The following is a 19,699-nucleotide window of genomic DNA, read 5'->3' as shown; positions in this document are numbered from 1 at the left end:
TTAAGAAATAACTTTTAGAAATAACTATCGATTTTAATGGCTAGAGAGGAAAGATAAGATGATTTCGTTAATTGTGGCATTCGACTCTCATCAATTGATCGGTTCAAACAATCAACTTCCATGGTATTATCCAGAGGATTTAGCTTATTTTAAAGAAAAGACATTAGGACATGATCTTTTAATGGGAAGACAAACTTTTGAATCCATTTTATCTTATAAAAATCAACCGTTACCTAAGCGTCATCATTACGTTTTAACAAAAACAAAATCATACGATTATGAATCAGTTACGGTTTTAGAAAATTGGCAACTATTTATCAAACAGTATCCAAAAGACAGGGAGTTATTTATCATTGGGGGGCGTTCAGTCTATGAACAAACCTTACCTTATGTGGATCGTTTATACATTACACATATTAATCAAGTATTTAAAGGAGATACTTATTTTCCAGTGATTGATTGGAATCAATGGATTTGTATAAAAGAAGAGTTAAGTGGTGAGTTAAAGTTTGCTATCTATGAAAGAAAGGATGAGTTAAAGTGTTAAATATTTTATGGATTCTATTAGCTATTCTATTAATCATTTTAATTGGATCAATTGTTTTAGTACTGTGCGTTAACGGACGCGTTCAACAACTGAAGGATGAAAAGTATACAAATAAAGAACGTTTTGATTTTATTAGTTGGCTTGTTTCGTGGGCAATTCCTTTATTATTTAATGTAAAAGTGGATGCGAAGGGATTAGAAAAGTTAGATGAGATTGAACATGGAGTCATTTATGCTAATCATCAAAGTAATCTAGATATTGTGGCCATGTTAAAAGCGATTAAGAAGCCACACGGTTACATTGCTAAGAAAGAACTAGATAATATCTTTTTATTAAGTGATTCGATGCGTTTAATTCAATGTCAGTTTATGGATCGTACTGATGTAAGACAGTCTGTTAAAGTGATCTCAGCAGCGGCAAAAAGCGTAAAAGATGGACATTTAATGGTCATCTTCCCAGAGGGAACACGCAAAATTCAAGGTGAGATGGGAAGCTTTAAAGCAGGAAGCTTTAAGCTAGCTCAAAAAGCTAAGGCTGAGATTATTCCTGTTACTATTTATAATAGTTATGAAGTAGCTAAACGTTGGCCTCGTCGTACGACTATTCATTTAGAAATTCATGATCCAATCCCTTACGAAGCATATGAGCAATTATCAACTAATGAAATTTGCGAGCAAGTTGAACAGATTATTAAATCTCCGATAAATAAATAATAAAAGACTGTTTTGTTAATCAAAACAGTCTTTTTTATGATAAGAGATAATATGTTTGTATAAAATTTGGTTTATTTGGAAAAATATAAATATCTGTTAATGGAGGAGGCAATAAAAAGTATGGAACCTCAACAAGAGAAGGTGCAACTACAACCTGTCATTAAAATTGAAGAGTGGCTTTTTCTTATTTTATTAGGAATGATCCCTGTTATTAATTTAGTTGCCTATGTTTATTTTAGTTTTAATCGAAAGATAAATCCTAATCAGCGTAATTTCGCAAGAGCAGCTCTTATTTATTTAATCATTATTATTGTTTTAGCTACCTTAACAACAATTTTGCTATGAAAGAAAAGATATCTACGTCAGAAAGTATTTATCTAATAAAGTAATGAATACTTTGCGTAAATATAAAAATAAGTTATAAAATCTGTCATTTTTTCGTTACGTATCCTATAACTTAAAATAAAAAGTGATAATCATTAGACTATCACTGATAGATTACATGTTAAGTTAGCGATAAAGGCTCACTACATTTGTTGCATGTGATTTAGATTGATAATGCTGATTAATAAAGAAATCTTTGATAATTGTTGCATGATAAACAATTCGTACATGATTACCTAGACATTTAATATGGTGTTGATTGAAGTAATTAATAATTCGTGATTCGAGCGTCGTGATAGCGATTTGAGAGAATATATTTTTCATCGTTTCTAAATCGATTTGTTGATCGTATAAAAAGAGATAGATGACTGTTTCTTTATTCTCGCATAAAATTTTATGTTGTCGAAACATACTTTCACCTCATTTTGTCGGGGTTATATTTATATTTTCCCACGGGATAAGCTAAGTATTCAATAAATTATGTTTTTTGATAGATATTTTAGAGAACCAATTCCAACCAGAATTAGTTTAAGGTATAATGTAAAGGGCTTTTATTATGTTAAGAAATAGGTGATAACAATGAGAATGACTGATTTGATTTCTAAGAAAAGACATAACATTGAATTAACAACTACGGAAATTGAATGGATAATAAAGGGGTATACAAATAAAGAAATTCCAGATTATCAAATGTCATCTTTTTTAATGGCAGTTGTTTTTAATGGAATGACTAAAGCAGAACAGTTAGCATTGACTCAAGCGATGGTTAATAGCGGAGATGTTATTGATTTATCAGCGATTGAAGGAATTAAAGTAGATAAGCATTCAACAGGTGGTGTTGGTGATAAAACATCTTTAATTTTAGGTCCTTTAGTCGCTTCAATGGGGGTTCCTGTGGCAAAAATGAGTGGTCGTGGATTAGGCCATACCGGAGGAACACTCGATAAACTTGAGTCTATTTCGGGAATGAAAATTGAACTTGATATGCAAGATTTTGTGAAGCAAGTGAACGAGATTAAATTATCGATTATTGGGCAAACGGGGAACTTAGCTCCAGCCGATAAGTATTTATATGCTTTACGAGATGTAACCGGAACGGTAGAATCAATTCCACTGATTGCCTCATCCATTATGAGTAAAAAAATTGCGGCTGGTGCTGACGGGATCGTTTTAGATGTTAAATTTGGTGCCGGAGCATTTATGAAAACATTAGATGATGCAAAAGTATTAGCAAAAGCTATGGTGGAAATCGGGCGTGATGCAGGTCGTGAAACGGTTGCCTTCTTAACGGATATGAATCAACCATTAGGATTTGCGATTGGAAATGCATTAGAAGTTAAAGAAGCGATTGAAACATTAAATGGAAGAGGACCTGCTGATTTAGAAGAACTTGTATTACAGTTAGCAAGTTATATGGTTGTTTTAGCTAAAAAAGCTGCTAATACTGAGCAAGCCTATGTGCAACTGAAAGAAAAATTACGTAATGGAGAAGCATTACAGAAATTTAAAGACTTCGTTGCTGCACAAGGTGGAGATATTAATCAAATTGAAGATCCTAATTTATTACCGTCTGCTTCAACTGTTTTACCGGTCATAGCCTCTCAAACAGGATATGTTGAAAAAATAGATGCTTTAAAAATCGGAATTGCTGCGATGAAATTAGGAGCAGGACGTGCGACGAAAGAAGATACGATTGATATGGGAGTTGGCATTGTCCTAAATAAAAAGGTTGGTGAATTCGTTAATATGGGTGATGTGTTAGCTTATATTCATACTAATCAGGCTGACTCAACAGAAGTAATAGCTGACATTCATCAAGCTTATGAGATGACTGAATCTCCAGTTTGCTCACCTACATTAATTTATGATATTATTGCCTAGCTTAACATAAATTTAGTTTGACAAAATAGGTGTGTTTCTTTACGTTTTTATTCATTTAAAAAGGAGTTGACTGAATATCGACTCCTTTTTTTAGTTAACTCTGTTATTCAACGGGATTAGGCAAATTGAGTGAGTGTTTGTCTTATTTCTTTCCAAACGCTTAGACGTGTTAGTTAATGTTGATAGAAAAATAAATTCATGTCTCATGCACTGTGCATATTTTAATCATTCCTCTCATACAAGTGTAATAACGCTGCAGGTAGAAAAAGAGGTGCAAAAATGAAAACAAGAAAAATGTTAATGAGTCTAGTTACATGCTTTATCTTCAGTTGTTTTATTCATGTCACTGTCGCTCGAGCAGATGAACTAGTGACGGATGGAAAAGCTGCTATTTTGATCGAAGCACAAACAGGGGAAATCTTATATGAGAAAAACCCTCATGAACAATTACCGCCAGCAAGTATGACTAAAATGATGTCTATGTATTTAATTCTTGAAGCGATTAACAATGAATCAATGCAATGGGATGAAGTGATTCGCGTAAGTGAGAATGCAGCGAGTTATGGTGGATCACAAATCTTTTTAAAGCCAGGGGAAGAAATGACAGTACGAGATTTATTTAAAAGTATTGCAATTGCCTCAGCTAATGATTCAGTAACGGCGTTAGCAGAACGAGTAGCAGGTAGTGAAGAAGCCTTTGTTGAAAAGATGAATGAAAAAGCACAAGAGTTAGGGATGAAAAATACTGTTTTTAAAAATCCAACAGGATTGACAACAGAAGGGCATTTAACAACACCATATGATATGTCAATTATCGCCCGCCACTTATTGAGTGACTATCCTGAAATCACAGAGTTTTCTTCACTTTACGAAGACTATATTCGTCAAGATACGGAGTCACCATTTTGGTTAGTTAACACCAATAAGCTTTTAAAGTATGTTGATGGTGTGGATGGACTTAAAACTGGATTTACACAAGAAGCTGGCTATTGTTTAACAGCAACTGCTAATCGTAATGATATGCGTGTCATAGCAGTTGTAATGGGCGGAAGTAAATCAGATATTCGTAATCAGGAAGTAACTCGTTTAATCGAGTATGCATATGAACAATATGAACTTGTTCCAAAACTTGAGAGTGAAAAAATTGTCTCAAGTGGCTACAATATGTTAGCTAAAAATCGTCAATTTGATATTGTAACAGCTGAACCGATTACAGTTCTAAAAAAGAAAACTGATAAAGAACAAGAGTCAAATTATGAAGTGAAATTAAACAAAGAAATTAAATTACCAATTCAACCAGGGGATCAAATTGGGACATTAACTTACTATTATAATGGTGAAGTCTATCGAGAAATCCCATTAACAGTTAAAGAATCTGTTGAGAAAAATAGTTTTATTGGCCTATTAGGTTATATTGTGTCACAAATGATTTTTGGGGAAAATGCATAACAAGTTTTATGCATTTTCCTCTTTTTTTTTATTTTTAAGACAAATAGCATAATAATTTTAAGCTATATTTTTTGAAATGCTAAAAAATAAAAACACTACAATTGTCGAAAGTAACATATTCTGATAGCTTTTCATTTAAAATGAACTTAATCTAGCACGGGAAGGGGATTATCATGAGTATAACAGTCTCGCTTTATGTAGAAAATCAAGTGTTATATGTAAATTTAAATGGTGAACTAGATCACCACACATCTGATCAATTACGCAGTCGACTTAACACTGTGATGAGTGAGTCACAGATTAAACATATCGTTTTTAATCTTAAACATTTAGATTTTATGGATAGTTCAGGAATTGGAATTATATTAGGACGATATAATCAATTAAAAGCAATTAATGGATCAGTTATGGTTATTGGGATGAAACCATTAGTTTCAAAAGTTTTTGAATTATCGGGGCTTTCAAAAATTATAAAAGTAATTAACGATGACTCACAACTAGAGTCTGTAATTAGGGGGATTGCATAATATGAATAATGAAGTGCATTTACAATTTCCTGCAAAAAGTATTAATGAGAGTTTTGCAAGGCTAGTAATTATTGGATTTGTTACACCGCTTGATCCAAGTGCGAACGAATTAAATGAAATTAAAACGATTGTCTCGGAAGGGGTTACAAATGCCATTATTCATGGATATGAAGACAATGAAGAGGGCATTATTGACATGAAGGCAAGTATTGTTGGGCGTCGTTTAAAAGTAGTCATCCAAGATTTTGGAAAAGGGATTGAAAATATTGAATTAGCTAAACAGCCACTTTATACAACTAAGCAAGAAGAGGAACGTAGTGGATTAGGATTTATGATTATGGAGTCATTCAGTGATCAATTTGAAGTTCATTCTGCTTTAGGTGTTGGAACAACCATTTCGTTTGAAAAAGAATTTTTACCTATAGATTCATCAACGAAGTAGCATGAAAACATGATACTTAAATGACAGGGCATGAGGGATGGTTACATGAATAAAAAAGAAATTCAAGAGCTTATTAAGAAAGCTCAAAGTGGTGATGAAGAAGCGAAATTAACTTTAGTAAAGAATCATATGGATTTAGTTTGGTCAGTCGTACATAAATTTGCTCATCTTGACGTGGAGAAGGATGATCTTTTTCAAATCGGATGTATGGGATTATTAAAATCGATCAATCAATTCGACGCTTCGTATGACACGACCTTATCTACTTATGCAATTCCACTCATTATTGGAGAGATTAAAGCATTTATTCGAGAACAAAGTCCGATTAAAATTAGTCGTAGTATTAAAAGTAATTTGCATAAGATTCAAGAAGCTAAAGACCAACTCACTAAAAGTCTAGAAAGAGAGCCAACCATTAAGGAACTATCGGAGGTAACTGAATTATCGGAAGAACAAATCATTTTAGCAATGAATGCCCCGATGAACGTGGCTTCTTTAGATAATTATGAAAAAGAAGATATGCCTTTAATTGAACGTATTCCAAATCATCAAGAAGGAATGAGTTTAGAACAAAAAATTGTCTTAAAGCAACTTGTTTCAGGATTAGATCCAATGGAAAGAATGCTAATTTATTTACGCTTTGATTTAGGATACACGCAATCAGAAGTAGCCAAGCGATTAGAAATTAATCAAGTGGCTGTTTCACGACTTGAAAAAAAGATATTAAAAGAATTAAAAGAAAAAATGACGACTTAAAAAAGATTGTTATCAAAAGATAACAATCTTTTTTTGTTGATAACAAAATATGAGTTTATTAGCGATTTTAAGTTCAAAGCTCATAATTTTTAGAAAAAAAGTCATATTAAAGAGTAGAGTTTAATTTTTGAGGAGTGGTGACTAAGCGTGAAAACGAAAAAATATGAAGAAATTATCAAAAGTCATGAAGTTAAACCAAATTATTTAAAAAATGCAGGCGTATCATTTTTCTTCGGTGGACTCATTTGTGTATTTGGGCAAGTATTAATTGAAATTTATATTCGTTGGTTTGGATTTGTTCGTGATACAGCGAGTACACTGGCACTTGTCACAGTAATTTTAATTGCATCTATTTTAACAGGGTTAGGTGTTTATGATGAGTTTGGTCAAATGGCTAAAGCAGGAGCGTTTGTTCCAATTAGTGGATTTGCCAACTCATTAACAGCAGCTGCGTTAGAAAGCAAAAGTGAAGGTGTGATACTAGGAATAGCAACGAATTTATTTAAGTTAGCTGGAGCTGTAATCGTATTTGCAGTTATTTCTGCTTATGTGTTTGGGAGTATTCGTTACTTATTACTTGAATTTAATATTGTCCCACAATTAGAGAAAATGATGACATTAGCTTGTTTTTATCTTCAATGAAAAGTATGAATAAAAAGCGGCCAAGAAAGGATGATAGTCATGAAGGTTGGAAGTCAATCTTGGAAATTTAATAATAGTGTTTTCCTATTAGAAACAGGAACTGCCGTTGGGCCATTAGAATCACAAGGACCGTTAAAAGATGATTTTGATGTCTTGTACGATGATCCATATTGTGGGCAAAAATCATGGGAACAAGCTGAGTCTCAACTCATGAGAAGTGCTATTCATCAAGCTTTAACGAAAGCTCAGTTAAAGGAAAATGATGTGACAGTAGCATTTGCGGGTGATTTAGTCAATCAAATTGTTCCTACTCACTATGCATTTAGAGAAATGGATATACCTTTTTTTGGGGTTTATGGTGCTTGTTCAACTGCGATGGAGTCATTATTACTTAGTTCCATTTTTATAGATAGTGATAGTGCTAAAATTGCTCTGGCAGCGACAAGCAGTCATAATTCATCCGCAGAACGTCAATTTAGAAATCCTACTGAATACGGAGGACCAAAACCTGAAACAGCACAATATACGGTAACAGGTTCAGGTGTGGCATTAGTTAGTCATAAAAGAACAAAGATTCGCATTGAGTCTGGAACCGTTGGTTTTATTGTAGATGCTGCTCAAAAAAATCCGTTAGATATGGGATCGGCTATGGCGCCAGCAGCTGCTCAAACAATTAAACAACATTTTAAAGATTTAGGGGTAGAGCCGTCATATTATGATCTAATCTTAACGGGTGATTTAGCGAGATGTGGAAGCCCTATTTTGATTGATATTCTAAAACAGGAAGGCTACGATATTAGCCAACAACATAATGATTGTGGAAAACTCATCTATTCTGAGGATCAATCAGTTTTTTCTGGTGGTAGTGGCTGTGGTTGTTGTGCAGTAGTAACTTATGGACATATTAAAAAGTTACTTGAAGAGAAAAAATTAAAACGTGTGCTAGTTGTTGCTACAGGAGCTTTATTAAATCCACTTATTGTTCAGCAAAAAGAGACAATTCCGTGTATTGCACATGCAGTTGCTTTGTGCGCTGAAGATTGAGATGAAATGAAAATAATTTAACAAAAAAGGAAGCGATTATACAGATGATGTTCTTAAAAGCTTTTGTTGTTGGAGGTGCAATTTGCGCTATCGGACAATTAATCTTAGATTATTTTAAATTGACACCTGCACATATTACGTGCGGATTTGTTGTAGTAGGTGCAGCACTTGATGTGTTTGGGTTATACGATCAGCTGATTAAATTTGCAGGAGCAGGTGCACAACTTCCCATTATGAGTTTCGGACATTCGATTATTCATGGTGCAATGGAAAAATCAGAACAATTAGGATTTATTGGAATTGGAATGGGAATGTTTGATTTAACGGCAGCCGGAATTACGGCAGCCATTTTGTTTGCCTTTATCGTTGCTTTAATATTTAAACCAAAAGGATGAGAGGTTAAAGATAGATTTAATCAGGGAAAGGTGGGATACTATGGCAGATGATGCACATGTATCTGTTGAGAAGGATATCAATGAAACACAAAAGATATTAGAAGACAATCTAGGTATCGGCAAGAGTTTTGATGTTGGTCAACGTGAAATTGTTGTTATGGAGCGACGAGTTCAGTTTTATTATGTTACTGGATTGATTGACTCAGAATTAGTTGTCGATTTAATGACTCAGTTATTATTATTAAATAGCTTGCCACATCCTGATAACGATGTTTTTCAAACGATTCATAATCGATTAGTTCATCAACAAGTTAGTGTCACAGATAAAATTGATGATATTTGTACAGCAGTGTTAAGTGGACTAATTGCTGTGGTTGTTGATGATGAAACACAAGCTTTTGTTGTTGATGTTCGAAGCTATCCAGGTCGTGGTCCATCGGAACCAGATACAGAAAAAACAGTCCGAGGATCAAGAGATGGATATACGGAGAACGTCATTGTTAACACAGCTTTAACACGTCGACGAATTCGAACAGGAAAACTTCGAAATATTATTTTGAAAGTTGGCGATCAGTCGAAAACTGACGTTGTCTTAATGTATATCGAAGATATCGCTGATCCTCAAGTGGTTAGTGAAGTGAAACATCGTATTGAACAAGTGAAGGTTGATGGATTAACGATGACGGATAAGGAATTAGAAGAGTTTATCACGAATCAAGTGTATAATCCGTTCCCGCTTGTTCGATACACTGAGCGTCCTGACGTTGTTGCTGCGCACTTATATCAAGGAATGGTAGCTATCGTGGTTGATACTTCACCAAGTGTCATGTTAGGACCTGTGACGCTATTTGATCATTTAACAAGTGTAGAAGAGTATCGCCAAACCCCTGCTGTTGGAACATTTTTAAGATTAATTCGTTATGCCGGGATTATTGTTTCAATCTTCTTAATGCCAACATGGTTGTTATTTGTCTTACATCCAGAGTATTTACCAGACTTTTTCAACTTCCTCGGACCGCAAGAAGAAGGAAATATTCCACTTGTTCTTCAAGTAATCTCGGGTGAAATTGGGATTGAGTTTTTACGTATGGCATCTATTCATACTCCGAATGCCATTTCATCAGCACTTGGGATCGTATCAGCTATTTTAATTGGACAAGTAGCGGTTGATGTTGGATTATTTGGACCTGAAATTTTATTTTATGTAGCTATAGGAGCTTTAGGGTCGTTTGTTACACCAAGTTATGAATTAGGGCTTGCTAATAAACTCTTTAAGCTATTTATTATTGTTGGAACAGCTTTACTTGGAATTTGGGGTTACCTTGGAACCATTATTGGAGGATTTATTTTCTTAGCAACAATGAAAAGCTTCGGTAAACCATACTTATATCCATTAATTCCATTTGACTTTAAAGGATTATTAAAAGCTATTATTCGTTATCCAATTCCTTATCGCTATAATCATAGTAAAAGACAGGATGAAAAAAAATCACAACCTGAATAATATAATTTCCTCACTGTTACAAAATTACGGTGAGGAAATTTTTTTATAGTTATGTTTTTTTAAGAAAGGATAAAGATGTCTTTCGTTATTTTATTTCAGTTTTAGTTAAAGAATTTTTTAAGATTAAGACAGCCAATCAGCCAACGATTTCAAGTTAAGAATAAAGATTAAAAGTTTTAAGATTTTAAAAATGAATGTTGACTGATATATAAGTGAAGAAACAGAATCCACCTTGTTAGTAAGGTGATGAAAAGAAATTCTTTTATGTTTAACGACCTATGACCACGGATATAACTGTCTATAAAAGGAAAAGTGATTTTTTCATAAGACTTATTGTGAAAATACTAAAAATTCGTTACAATTAAGAAATGTTATTAAGTAGGAAGTAGGTGGGTTATGAGTTATGAAGTACGAATTGATGCGTTTGAAGGGCCACTTGATCTGCTTTTACATTTATTAAAAGAAGCTAAAGTTAATATTTATGATATAAAAATTGCCGAGATTACGCAGCAGTACTTAGATTATATTCATGCCATGGAGAACTTGCAGCTTGAAATTGCTTCAGAATATTTAGTAATGGCTGCAACTTTAATCGAAATTAAAAGTAAGAGCTTATTACCGAAACAGGTCGTTGAAATAGAAGATGAATATGAAGAGGATTCAAGAGAAGCTTTAATTCAACGTTTAGTTGAATACCAGCAATATAAAGAGGTAACGAAAGAATTACGAGAACTAGAAGAAGAGCGTGGGCAGTTTTTCACTAAGCCACCTATTGATTTCTCAGATTATATTGATCAAGAAACAAAACTTCCACAAAATCTTCAAGTTGAGCAGTTAATTTCTGCCTTCGAAAAATTATTGCGTCGTCATAAATTAGCTAAACCATTAAAGACAAGAATTGTGCCACAAAGTGTTTCAGTTGAAGATCGAATGAAATCACTGAGCCAACAATTAAAGTATAAAAAGCGTGTTGCATTTATAAGTTTATTTGAGCAATTTGATAAAGAATATATCGTTGTGACCTTTTTAGCATTACTTGAACTGGTGAAAGCAAATCAAATCAGTATTTCTCAACAAAATTATTATGAGGACATTTATATTTCAAGTTTAGAAGGTGATGAAGTTGTTTAGACAAGAACGTTTAGGTATCTTAGAAGGGTTATTATTTGCTGTAGGTGATGAAGGAATTAGTACACAGCAATTAGAGTATGTACTGGATGTTAATGAGGTTGAAATTAAATCACTATTAATTGAATTAAGAGAGCGTTATTCGTCAATTAGCAGTGGGTTTGATATTATTGAAGTTGCAGGTGTCTACAAAATGACGACTAAAAAAGATCACGCCATTTATTTAAAGCGCCTCATTCAAAATCCAAATCAGCGTGGGTTAACCAATGCAGCTTTAGAAGTGTTGGCGATTATTGCGTATCGTCAACCTATTACACGTCATGAAATTGAAAATATTCGCGGAGCAAGTAGTGATAATGTATTAAGGAAATTATTAACATTTTCGCTAATTGAAGAAGCGGGACGTTTAGAAGGACCTGGACGACCTATTTTATTTCGAACAACCGATGATTTTTTAGATTATTTTGGGATAAAAACATTAGAAGAGTTACCAGAGCTTCCATTTGTTGCTCCAGATTTTAATTTAGAGGAAGAAACGGATCTATTTAGCATATCAGAAGAGTAGTAAATAGAGCGATGGTATTTGGGCATACTATAAGTGTAACTTAGTTATATTAAAGGAGGCTTTAGTATGCCAAGAGATCCGAAAAGTAAAAAAGTAAGTCAGGCAAAAGCAGCTCAAAACACAGTTGATGTGGAAATTGCCGCAGAAGTTATAGACGACTCAAAACCAAAACTTAAAAAAGGTAAAAAACCTAAAAAAACATATAATTAATAAAAAAAGCTACCATATCGGTAGCTTTTTTATTTCCATCAATAAAACTTGAGATGAACTTTCTTCAAAGAAAAGTTTAAAATTCAACTAGTAATCACTTGATGGACTGTCTTTGTACGTGAAGGATAATCTTTATTTTTAATAGGTTGCTTAGAAATTAGATTTCAATAGTTTTTTAGATGAAAAACTCATCTTAATAATCACCTTAAAAAATAATCGAGAATATTCTTAAAAATCTGTCATAAGAGGCGTTTTTATTCATTGATATTTTTAACATGTTTATCATAGAGTTGTAATAGTTATAGGACTGAGGTGAGCAAAAGATGAAAAAAATTAAAGGACTACTGATTGTTGCGATACTAGGGGCTTTCTTGATGATTAATCAAGAAAAAGTATCAGCAATGGGTATCAGTTCTCAATGTGGAATTTTAATGGAGCAAACAACGGGACGAGTGTTATACGAGAAATGTGCAAATGATCAAATGTACATTGCAAGTATTACAAAAATTTTAACGACTGTTGTTGCTATCGAAAATGCACCGCTTGATGCATGGGTTGAAATTAGCGATAACGTAACAAGACAAGAAGGATCAGCATTATATCTAACGTTAGGTGATCAAGTAAAGTTAATTGATTTACTATATGGATTAATGCTTAGATCAGGAAACGATGCAGCAATGGCGATTGCAGAATTTGTTGGAGGCAATGAAGCAGATTTTGTAAAGATGATGAATGAAAAAGCTAAAGAAATTGGAATGACCAATAGTATTTTTCAAAATCCATCAGGGTTGGATGAAACAACGTATAATCTATCAACGGCTAAAGATATGGCACTTGTTATGCAATATGCCATGAATAATCCAATCTTTAGAGAGATAACAGGAACAAAAACGCATAAAGCAACGACTAAAAACGGTATGACTTACGTTTGGCACAATAAACATAAGTTAGTAACGGGTTATTATGAGTATGCGATTGGTGGAAAAACTGGCTTTACTAAACAAGCAAGACGTACATTAGTCACATCTGCTAGAAAAGATGAGATGGAACTCATTGTTGTCACGCTTAAAGCCGGAGATGACTGGAATGATCACATGAGTTTATTTAATTATGGATTTGATAATTATGAAGTCCAAACGATTATGGAACCAGGAGAAATTACAATCGAAAATCATAAGTTAGATGAAAAACTATACGTTAACAAGACAGTAAATGTTGTCGTTAAAAAAGATGGAAGTGAAAAAGTTACGACTAATTTATCTCTTTATGAAAAGCCTAAAGATAATGAAGTTGGAGTACTTGAAGTTCTGTTAAATAATGAGGTTGTAGAAAAAGTACCTGTTTATAAAGCTATTACACCGAAAATTGAAGGGCAATCTTGGTTTGATAAACTCATGAACTGGTTTACAGGGGCGGTGACCTTCTAATGATTCATAAAATTTGGATGGGACTTTTTACGATTGGAATCGTTTATAGTTTTTTTAATGGAACGACAAGTGAAGTTAATAATACTATTTTATCAGGAGCTCAAGATGCGATTAATTTAGTTATGTATTTAGCAGGAATTATGATATTTTGGACGGGGATTTTACAAGTTGCTAGTCAGTCAAAAATGTTAGATGGACTCTGTAAACTTTTAACACCTGTGACTCGTTTCTTATATCCAAACTTAAAATCAGATCACCCAGCGCTTAAATATTTAACGACGAATATGGTCAGTAATTTATTAGGGCTAGGAAGTGCGGCAACACCAACAGGATTGAAGGCAATGAAAGAGTTGCAGGCAACTAATCCTGAACCGAGTAAACCAAGCTTTGAAATGTATACGTTACTAGTCATGAACACGGCAGGCTTTACAATTATCCCAACAACCATTATTGGGGTCAGACATATGTATCATTCACAAAATCCAAGTGAAGTGTTTCTACCTATTTTATTTGCATCTGGAGTTACTACAATTGGTGGGTTAATTATTCATAATATTTATAGTCGAATGAAAAAAGTTCAGTCTTCTGGTGATAAAATCACTATGAAGCGATACGAAAGAAGGTGATGAGATGGGAGCTATCAGTGTTTATGTCGTACCAATATTTTTACTTTCCGTGTTTGTCATGGCGTTTATTAATCAAACAAATGCGTTTGATCATTTTGTTGATGGTGCAAAAGAAGGAATGAAAACAACCATACAACTCATTCCAAATATTATGGGAATGATTGTTGCGATTAAAGTGTTTCTTGCATCAGGAATTATTGATGCCATTGCGAATATGTTAAACCCGCTTCTTACAGCCATTAATCTTGATGCTCACGTTTTACCGCTGATGATTTTACGTCCCCTTTCTGGATCCGCTGCTTTAAGTGTGACGACTGATCTGATTTCGATTTATGGTCCAGATTCTACAATGGGACGTTTAGTGTCCATTATGCAGGGAAGTACAGACACAACGATTTATATTATTACGGTTTATTTTGCTGCAGTAGGATTAAGTGAAATGAAACATGCATTAAAATTAGGATTAACAGCAGACGTGATTGGATTTGTAGCCTCAGTTTTAGCTGTTTCGTTTTTCTTCTAAATAAAAACAGATGGGAAATAACATCTCCATTGGATTAAACATTGATTTTTACCTATAATAAAGGTAAAATGATGGGTACGCATAAATTCTTGTCGAATTTAATATGATCTCTGATTGGAGGATTTTTTACAATGGAACGATTACAAAAAGTTATTGCCCATGCAGGAGTTGCTTCACGTCGTAAGGCAGAACAACTTATTTTAGAAGGAAAAGTAACAGTTAATGATAAAGTAGTCCGTGAGTTAGGTGTGAAAGTAACAGGAAAAGAAAAAATTGAGGTAGAGGGGATTCCGCTACAACGAGAGAAGAAAGTTTATTATGTGTTACATAAACCACGCGGATATGTGAGCACGGTTTCAGATGAAAAAAATCGTCGTACTGTTTTAGATTTTTTCAAAGACAAGGTGTCAGAACGTTTATATCCAGTAGGACGTTTAGATTACGATACATCAGGTGTTTTATTATTAACAAACGACGGTGATTTCGCTAATAAAATGATGCATCCAAGTGGTGAAATTGATAAAGTTTATTTAGCACGTGTCAAAGGGATCGTCACACAAGAAAGTTTAAAGCCATTAGCACGTGGAGTTAAAATTGATAATTATCAAACAAAACCAGCAACAGCACAGCTAATTTCGGTTGATAAAAAGAACCAATCGTCTTTAGTGCGATTAGTGATTCATGAAGGACGCTATCATCAAGTAAAAAAAATGTTTGATGCGATTGGGTTCCCAGTGAAAAAATTACGTCGTGAGCAATTTGGAAATATTGATGTTGTTGGATTACCAGCAGGAGAATTCCGTCCATTAACACCACATGAGATTAAAACATTAATTTCAATGGCTAATGATAAAAAAGAAAAACCAAAATTACGCTTTACAAAAATGCGACAATTTTAAAAAAAAGAGCGATTAGTAAATCTAATCGCTCTTTTTTTGAATAAAATTAAAACAACTCCTACATAATTAAGTAGGAGTTGGAAAAATTAGTTAAAAGGTGAGTCTTGAACCTTGATTGCTTCAGTTGGGCAACCTTCTGCTGCGTCCATAACATCAGCTTCTAAGCTAGCTTCAATTTCAACAGTCCCAGTGTTGTTATCTCCTGAGAATACGTTTTCTGCGTATCCTTCATCGTCATAACCAAATACATCTGGAGCTACAGCACCACATGCACCACAAGCGATGCACTCATCTTTTGAAACAATTGTGAATTTTGCCATTGTTTTGTCCCCCTTCACAGGATTTAGTTTTTAATTACATATAATTCATATGAATTATACGAATTATTATAAACTAAAAAGATAAAAAAATTCAAATTTAATACTCTAAATAAATTGAATTTGTGATATAATTATTTAGTCTTATTTGTTTTTTTTACAAAATAGTAAATAAATCGATTAAAATGTCGATAAAAATATAAAATTTTTAAAAGGAGTGTGAGTGAGGTGGAACAAAAGGCGGATTATGCTGAATTACGACGACTGTATTTTAGTCCTCGTGAACAAGACAAAACGCCATCTCATTCGAATGTATCTAGCTTTGAATCAAAACTAGAGGATGAACCACTTGAAACGTCTAGCCTACATGAGATGATTAAAACAACTCTTGGGGCAAGCGAGGGGTTATCGTCAATGGATCAAGATGAGGTAAAGGAATTCAAAACGCACTTAAGTCAACGCTCAAATGATATTATTAATACACTACAAGATAAATACGGGACGCGTACATATTCAAAAATTACCCAAATGATTAAAAGTGAAGATTTCAGTGAATGGGAGCAATTAGAGCAGGAATTATTATCTGTTCGAATTGATTCATTAGTAGACAATGAGTTAGAAAAATCTGAAATAAACAAGCCTAATTTAGGATCATTTGCATTTGAAGATTCATTTGAAGAATTAGCGCTTGATGCAGATGCCGATTTAGATTATTTAGATGCTCTTGTTCAACATGATTATGGTCGATTACGTCGTTTACAATCTGATAGTGAAAGTATTAGTTCGATTTTTAGTGAGATTCTTGAAAATGAACAAAAATCAAACTCAAATTATCAAGATGATATTTTTAATAAAAATATTGAGTTAATTTTTAACTCCGATGTTGATTTAGATGACTGTGAATGGGAAGTTATTGAGCGATCAGAGCCAAACTCACTTGCTGTAAATTTAGATGAAGCCATTGATCAATTAAAACAAAGCTCAATCTCAAAAGAATCAGTAGAACATCGTTTTGAACATAAACAAGCTAATTTAGATGCTTTTTATTCTGATCAGAAAAAAGAAGAAATTAAATTGAATGATCAGCTGTCATTAGATGAAAATCAAAACAAGATAAATGATTGTACGGAATCTAAAAAATTTAACCCGATATTATGGGCAGTAGTTGTTTTAGTATTAGCTCTTTTAATTTATTTTGTTTTACAATAAAAGAAAATAAATTCGCTAAACTAAACGAAGTCGAAAACGTTTCGATTTTGTTTAGTTTATTTTTGTAAATATAATCAATAATTGGTGGGTGAACCCTATTTTGTAGTTGTTTATAAATGAAATAGTGTGATAAAATAATGATAGTTGAGGTGATAATATGGTTCGTTCTAAAGTAATCGCAATTGATGGACCAGCGGCAGCAGGAAAAAGTACAATTGCACAAAAAGTAGCTCAAATGTTAGGGTATATTTATATCGATACAGGTGCTATGTATCGAGCAGTAACATTAAAAGCATTAAATAATAATATTAGTGTTGAAGATGAAGAAACTATTGCAAAAATGCTTGAAAATACAACAATTCGTTTAACAAACGATAAGAAAGTATTTTTAGATGGAGAGGATGTCACTGAAGACATTCGTCAACCGATTGTTTCACAAAATGTCTCGGCTGTTTCAGCACATAAATTTGTACGTGATGAATTAAAGCGTCGTCAAATTGAATATGCAAAAACGGATAATGTCGTTATGGATGGTCGTGATATTGGAACAAATGTGTTACCAGACGCAGACTATAAAATCTTTATGACAGCTTCAGTAGAAGTTCGTGCACAACGTCGTTATGATGAAAATTTAAAACGAAATATCCCATGTGATCTAGAAACATTGAAGCGTGACATTCAAACGCGCGATGAATTAGATTCAACAAGAAAGCATTCACCATTAGTTAAAGCGGAAGATGCAGTAGTGGTAGATACTTCAAACTTAACAATTGATGAAGTCATAGAGGTTATTATAAATATTGTAAAAGGTGGGGAAAAATAATGAAACATTTTGATGGGATTAACCACGAAGAAATGACAATGGGTGATGTCTTAGCAATGGAAAACTTTGATTTACCATCTGTTAATGATGTCATCGAAGGTGAAGTTGTTCGTGTAACCAATCAAGAGGTAACGATTGATATTCAAGGTGCAACGGAAGGAACCATTTATTTAAATGAATTATCCTTAGAAAAGGTTGAATCAGCGAAAGACATCGTTAAAATTGGAGATAAAATTAAAGCGATGGTTAAAAAAGTAGATGATGAGCAAATCTTATTATCTCGTCGTGCTTTACTTGAATATGAACGATTCCAAGAATTAAAAGAGGCTTTTGAAAAAGGGGAAAAATTAGAAGCAACTGTTGAACGTGCTGTTAAAGGTGGTTTAATTGTTAACATCGGAATGGAAGCTTTCTTACCAGCTAACATGATTGATGTTAAATATGTTTCGGATTTAGAATCGTTCGTGGGTCAAACGATCGAAGTTCAAATCGTAGAGCTTAATGTACGTAATAAAAAGATTAAAGTTTCTCGTAAAATGGTTGTAGCTGAACAATTAAAAGTTGCACGTGATGAGCAATTTTCAACGTTAGCAGTTGGTGATTTAGTAGAAGGAACGGTAGTTCGTATTGAAAAATATGGGGCATTTGTTCGCTTTGGAGCTTTAGAAGGGTTAGTTCATATCTCTGAAATTTCTCATTTACCGGTTGCGAAAGTAGAGGATGCTTTAACGGTTGGTCAAACGGTAAAAGCAAAAGTGATTAAGGTTGAAGGTACTAAGCTACAGTTATCAATTAAAGCTGTTTTACCAACACCATTTGAAGTGTTCGTATCAACTCATCAAGTAGGGGATGTTCTTGAAGGTGAAGTTGTACGTTTAATGGACTTTGGGGCTTTTGTTGAGGTAGCTCAAGGTGTAGAAGGATTAGTTCATCTTTCAGAATTATCTTGGGATCATAAAGCGAAGCTTGAAGATATCGTTTCTGAAGGAAAACGTGTTTCTGTGCGTCTTTTAGCGATAGATCATGAAAATCGACGATTAGCGTTATCAATTAAAAAAGTAGAAGATGATCCATGGGTTGTTTTCCCACATCAAGTTGGTGATGTTGTTAAAGGATCAATTACAACCATCACTGATTTAGGGGCATTTATTAAAGTGGCGCCATATATTGAAGGATTATGTCATTATACAGAAGCGTCATGGAATCCTAATGTCTCATTAGCTTCGTTAGTTAATGTAGGAGATGAAGTAGAGGTTAAAATCATCTCATTAGATGCTAAAAAACATCGTTTAGGTTTATCATTACGTCAAGTAAAATCAAATCCTTGGAAAGAATTATCAATTAAAGCTGGTGATGTTATAACTGGAACAGTACAATCAGCTAACGATAAAGGTGCGTTTATTGCAATCAATGAAGATGTAGTTGGTTTCTTACCAATGAATCAAATTGTTGAAAAACGTATCACTCGTGTTGAAGATGCTTTATCAATCGGACAAGAGGTAGACGTTAAAGTGATGCGTTTTGAACCAAACCAATTTAAATTAGAATTAAGTATTCGTCGTATTAAAGAAGATGCAGAACGCGAAGAATATAATAAATACATGCAACAACAAGAACAAGTAGAAAATGAAACATTAGGGGATTTATTTGGAGAGGCTTTAAAAAACTTACTATAATAAAGACTAAGT

At 33.5% G+C, this 19,699-nt stretch carries 24 protein-coding genes; 22 read left to right on the top strand and 2 right to left on the bottom strand.

Going from position 1 to position 19,699, the window contains the following annotated elements; genetic code table 11:
• The first annotated feature begins 58 nt into the window (after positions 1-58).
• The 3 genes from JRC48_RS05980 (at position 59) to JRC48_RS05970 (ending at position 1,605) form a co-directional block, all read left to right on the top strand.
• Positions 59-547: a dihydrofolate reductase gene (locus JRC48_RS05980; RefSeq protein ID WP_235070935.1), complete on the top strand. Its 489-nt coding sequence runs from the start codon at positions 59-61 to the stop codon at positions 545-547.
• The gene (locus JRC48_RS05975) at positions 541-1,260 is read left to right on the top strand and encodes a 1-acyl-sn-glycerol-3-phosphate acyltransferase (protein WP_235070934.1); all 720 of its coding nucleotides are present in this window, start codon (positions 541-543) and stop codon (positions 1,258-1,260) included. The genes JRC48_RS05980 and JRC48_RS05975 overlap by 7 nt, the downstream gene beginning before the upstream one ends.
• A 120-nt stretch (positions 1,261-1,380) precedes the next feature.
• Positions 1,381-1,605, top strand: a complete 225-nt coding sequence (locus JRC48_RS05970) for a hypothetical protein (protein WP_235070933.1) — start codon at positions 1,381-1,383, stop codon at positions 1,603-1,605.
• Positions 1,606-1,770: 165 nt separating this feature from the next.
• Here the strand turns inward: JRC48_RS05970 and JRC48_RS05965 are convergent, their stop codons facing one another.
• Entirely contained in the window at positions 1,771-2,055 is a 285-nt protein-coding gene (locus JRC48_RS05965; protein ID WP_235070932.1) for a hypothetical protein, read from the bottom strand.
• A 168-nt stretch (positions 2,056-2,223) separates the two neighbouring features.
• On the opposite strand from JRC48_RS05965, the gene JRC48_RS05960 reads away from it, so the two are divergent.
• From JRC48_RS05960 to JRC48_RS05885, 16 genes are all read left to right on the top strand, one after another.
• A complete protein-coding gene (locus JRC48_RS05960; RefSeq protein ID WP_235070931.1) occupies positions 2,224-3,525 on the top strand; it encodes a pyrimidine-nucleoside phosphorylase in 1,302 nt (433 codons plus the stop codon).
• 279 nt (positions 3,526-3,804) lie between these two features.
• A complete protein-coding gene (locus JRC48_RS05955) occupies positions 3,805-4,974 on the top strand; it encodes a D-alanyl-D-alanine carboxypeptidase family protein (RefSeq protein WP_235070930.1) in 1,170 nt (389 codons plus the stop codon).
• A 173-nt stretch (positions 4,975-5,147) separates the two neighbouring features.
• On the top strand, positions 5,148-5,501 hold the full coding sequence (gene spoIIAA, locus JRC48_RS05950; RefSeq protein ID WP_235070929.1) for an anti-sigma F factor antagonist: 354 nt from the start codon (positions 5,148-5,150) through the stop codon (positions 5,499-5,501).
• 1 nt (position 5,502) lies between these two features.
• Positions 5,503-5,943, top strand: a complete 441-nt coding sequence (spoIIAB, locus tag JRC48_RS05945; RefSeq protein WP_235070928.1) for an anti-sigma F factor — start codon at positions 5,503-5,505, stop codon at positions 5,941-5,943.
• A gap of 45 nt (positions 5,944-5,988) precedes the next feature.
• The gene (locus tag JRC48_RS05940) at positions 5,989-6,699 is read left to right on the top strand and encodes a sigma-70 family RNA polymerase sigma factor (protein ID WP_235070927.1); all 711 of its coding nucleotides are present in this window, start codon (positions 5,989-5,991) and stop codon (positions 6,697-6,699) included.
• A gap of 147 nt (positions 6,700-6,846) precedes the next feature.
• On the top strand, positions 6,847-7,341 hold the full coding sequence (gene spoVAC, locus JRC48_RS05935) for a stage V sporulation protein AC (RefSeq protein WP_235070926.1): 495 nt from the start codon (positions 6,847-6,849) through the stop codon (positions 7,339-7,341).
• A 39-nt stretch (positions 7,342-7,380) separates the two neighbouring features.
• A complete protein-coding gene (gene spoVAD / locus JRC48_RS05930; RefSeq protein WP_235070925.1) occupies positions 7,381-8,385 on the top strand; it encodes a stage V sporulation protein AD in 1,005 nt (334 codons plus the stop codon).
• Positions 8,386-8,429: 44 nt separating this feature from the next.
• Positions 8,430-8,780: a stage V sporulation protein AE gene (spoVAE, locus tag JRC48_RS05925; protein ID WP_235070924.1), complete on the top strand. Its 351-nt coding sequence runs from the start codon at positions 8,430-8,432 to the stop codon at positions 8,778-8,780.
• A gap of 40 nt (positions 8,781-8,820) precedes the next feature.
• The gene (locus JRC48_RS05920) at positions 8,821-10,284 is read left to right on the top strand and encodes a spore germination protein (RefSeq protein ID WP_235070923.1); all 1,464 of its coding nucleotides are present in this window, start codon (positions 8,821-8,823) and stop codon (positions 10,282-10,284) included.
• A 396-nt stretch (positions 10,285-10,680) separates the two neighbouring features.
• Positions 10,681-11,415 (top strand): segregation/condensation protein A, encoded by a 735-nt coding sequence (locus JRC48_RS05915; protein WP_235070922.1) that lies wholly within the window; start codon positions 10,681-10,683, stop codon positions 11,413-11,415.
• Complete coding sequence (gene scpB / locus JRC48_RS05910) at positions 11,402-11,977, top strand: SMC-Scp complex subunit ScpB (protein ID WP_235070921.1); 576 nt, start codon at positions 11,402-11,404, stop codon at positions 11,975-11,977. Before JRC48_RS05915 ends, scpB begins: the two co-directional genes overlap by 14 nt.
• Before the next feature lie 66 nt (positions 11,978-12,043).
• Entirely contained in the window at positions 12,044-12,187 is a 144-nt protein-coding gene (locus tag JRC48_RS05905; RefSeq protein ID WP_235070920.1) for a hypothetical protein, read from the top strand.
• A gap of 323 nt (positions 12,188-12,510) precedes the next feature.
• Entirely contained in the window at positions 12,511-13,614 is a 1,104-nt protein-coding gene (locus JRC48_RS05900; RefSeq protein WP_235070919.1) for a D-alanyl-D-alanine carboxypeptidase family protein, read from the top strand.
• A complete protein-coding gene (locus JRC48_RS05895; RefSeq protein ID WP_235070918.1) occupies positions 13,614-14,240 on the top strand; it encodes a nucleoside recognition domain-containing protein in 627 nt (208 codons plus the stop codon). Before JRC48_RS05900 ends, JRC48_RS05895 begins: the two co-directional genes overlap by 1 nt.
• A 4-nt stretch (positions 14,241-14,244) precedes the next feature.
• Positions 14,245-14,763, top strand: coding sequence for a spore maturation protein (locus JRC48_RS05890; protein WP_235070917.1), 519 nt, complete (start codon positions 14,245-14,247; stop codon positions 14,761-14,763).
• Positions 14,764-14,894: 131 nt separating this feature from the next.
• Positions 14,895-15,662, top strand: coding sequence for a pseudouridine synthase (locus JRC48_RS05885; protein WP_235070916.1), 768 nt, complete (start codon positions 14,895-14,897; stop codon positions 15,660-15,662).
• Between the two features lie 86 nt (positions 15,663-15,748).
• Here the strand turns inward: JRC48_RS05885 and JRC48_RS05880 are convergent, their stop codons facing one another.
• Complete coding sequence (locus tag JRC48_RS05880; protein ID WP_235070915.1) at positions 15,749-15,982, bottom strand: ferredoxin; 234 nt, start codon at positions 15,980-15,982, stop codon at positions 15,749-15,751.
• 225 nt (positions 15,983-16,207) lie between these two features.
• Between JRC48_RS05880 and JRC48_RS05875 the strand changes: the two genes are divergently transcribed.
• The 3 genes from JRC48_RS05875 (at position 16,208) to JRC48_RS05865 (ending at position 19,687) form a co-directional block, all read left to right on the top strand.
• Positions 16,208-17,188, top strand: coding sequence for a hypothetical protein (locus JRC48_RS05875; protein WP_235070914.1), 981 nt, complete (start codon positions 16,208-16,210; stop codon positions 17,186-17,188).
• A gap of 157 nt (positions 17,189-17,345) precedes the next feature.
• The gene (gene cmk, locus JRC48_RS05870) at positions 17,346-18,011 is read left to right on the top strand and encodes a (d)CMP kinase (RefSeq protein ID WP_235070913.1); all 666 of its coding nucleotides are present in this window, start codon (positions 17,346-17,348) and stop codon (positions 18,009-18,011) included.
• Positions 18,011-19,687, top strand: a complete 1,677-nt coding sequence (locus tag JRC48_RS05865; RefSeq protein ID WP_235070912.1) for a S1 RNA-binding domain-containing protein — start codon at positions 18,011-18,013, stop codon at positions 19,685-19,687. The genes cmk and JRC48_RS05865 overlap by 1 nt, the downstream gene beginning before the upstream one ends.
• Positions 19,688-19,699 lie beyond the last annotated feature (12 nt).

It is taken from the genome of Turicibacter sp. TJ11 (assembly GCF_021497505.1).
GTDB lineage: Bacteria > Bacillota_I > Bacilli_A > MOL361 > Turicibacteraceae > Turicibacter.
Note: the sequence above shows the minus strand (reverse complement) of the source record. Positions and strands in the feature narration are given on the sequence as shown.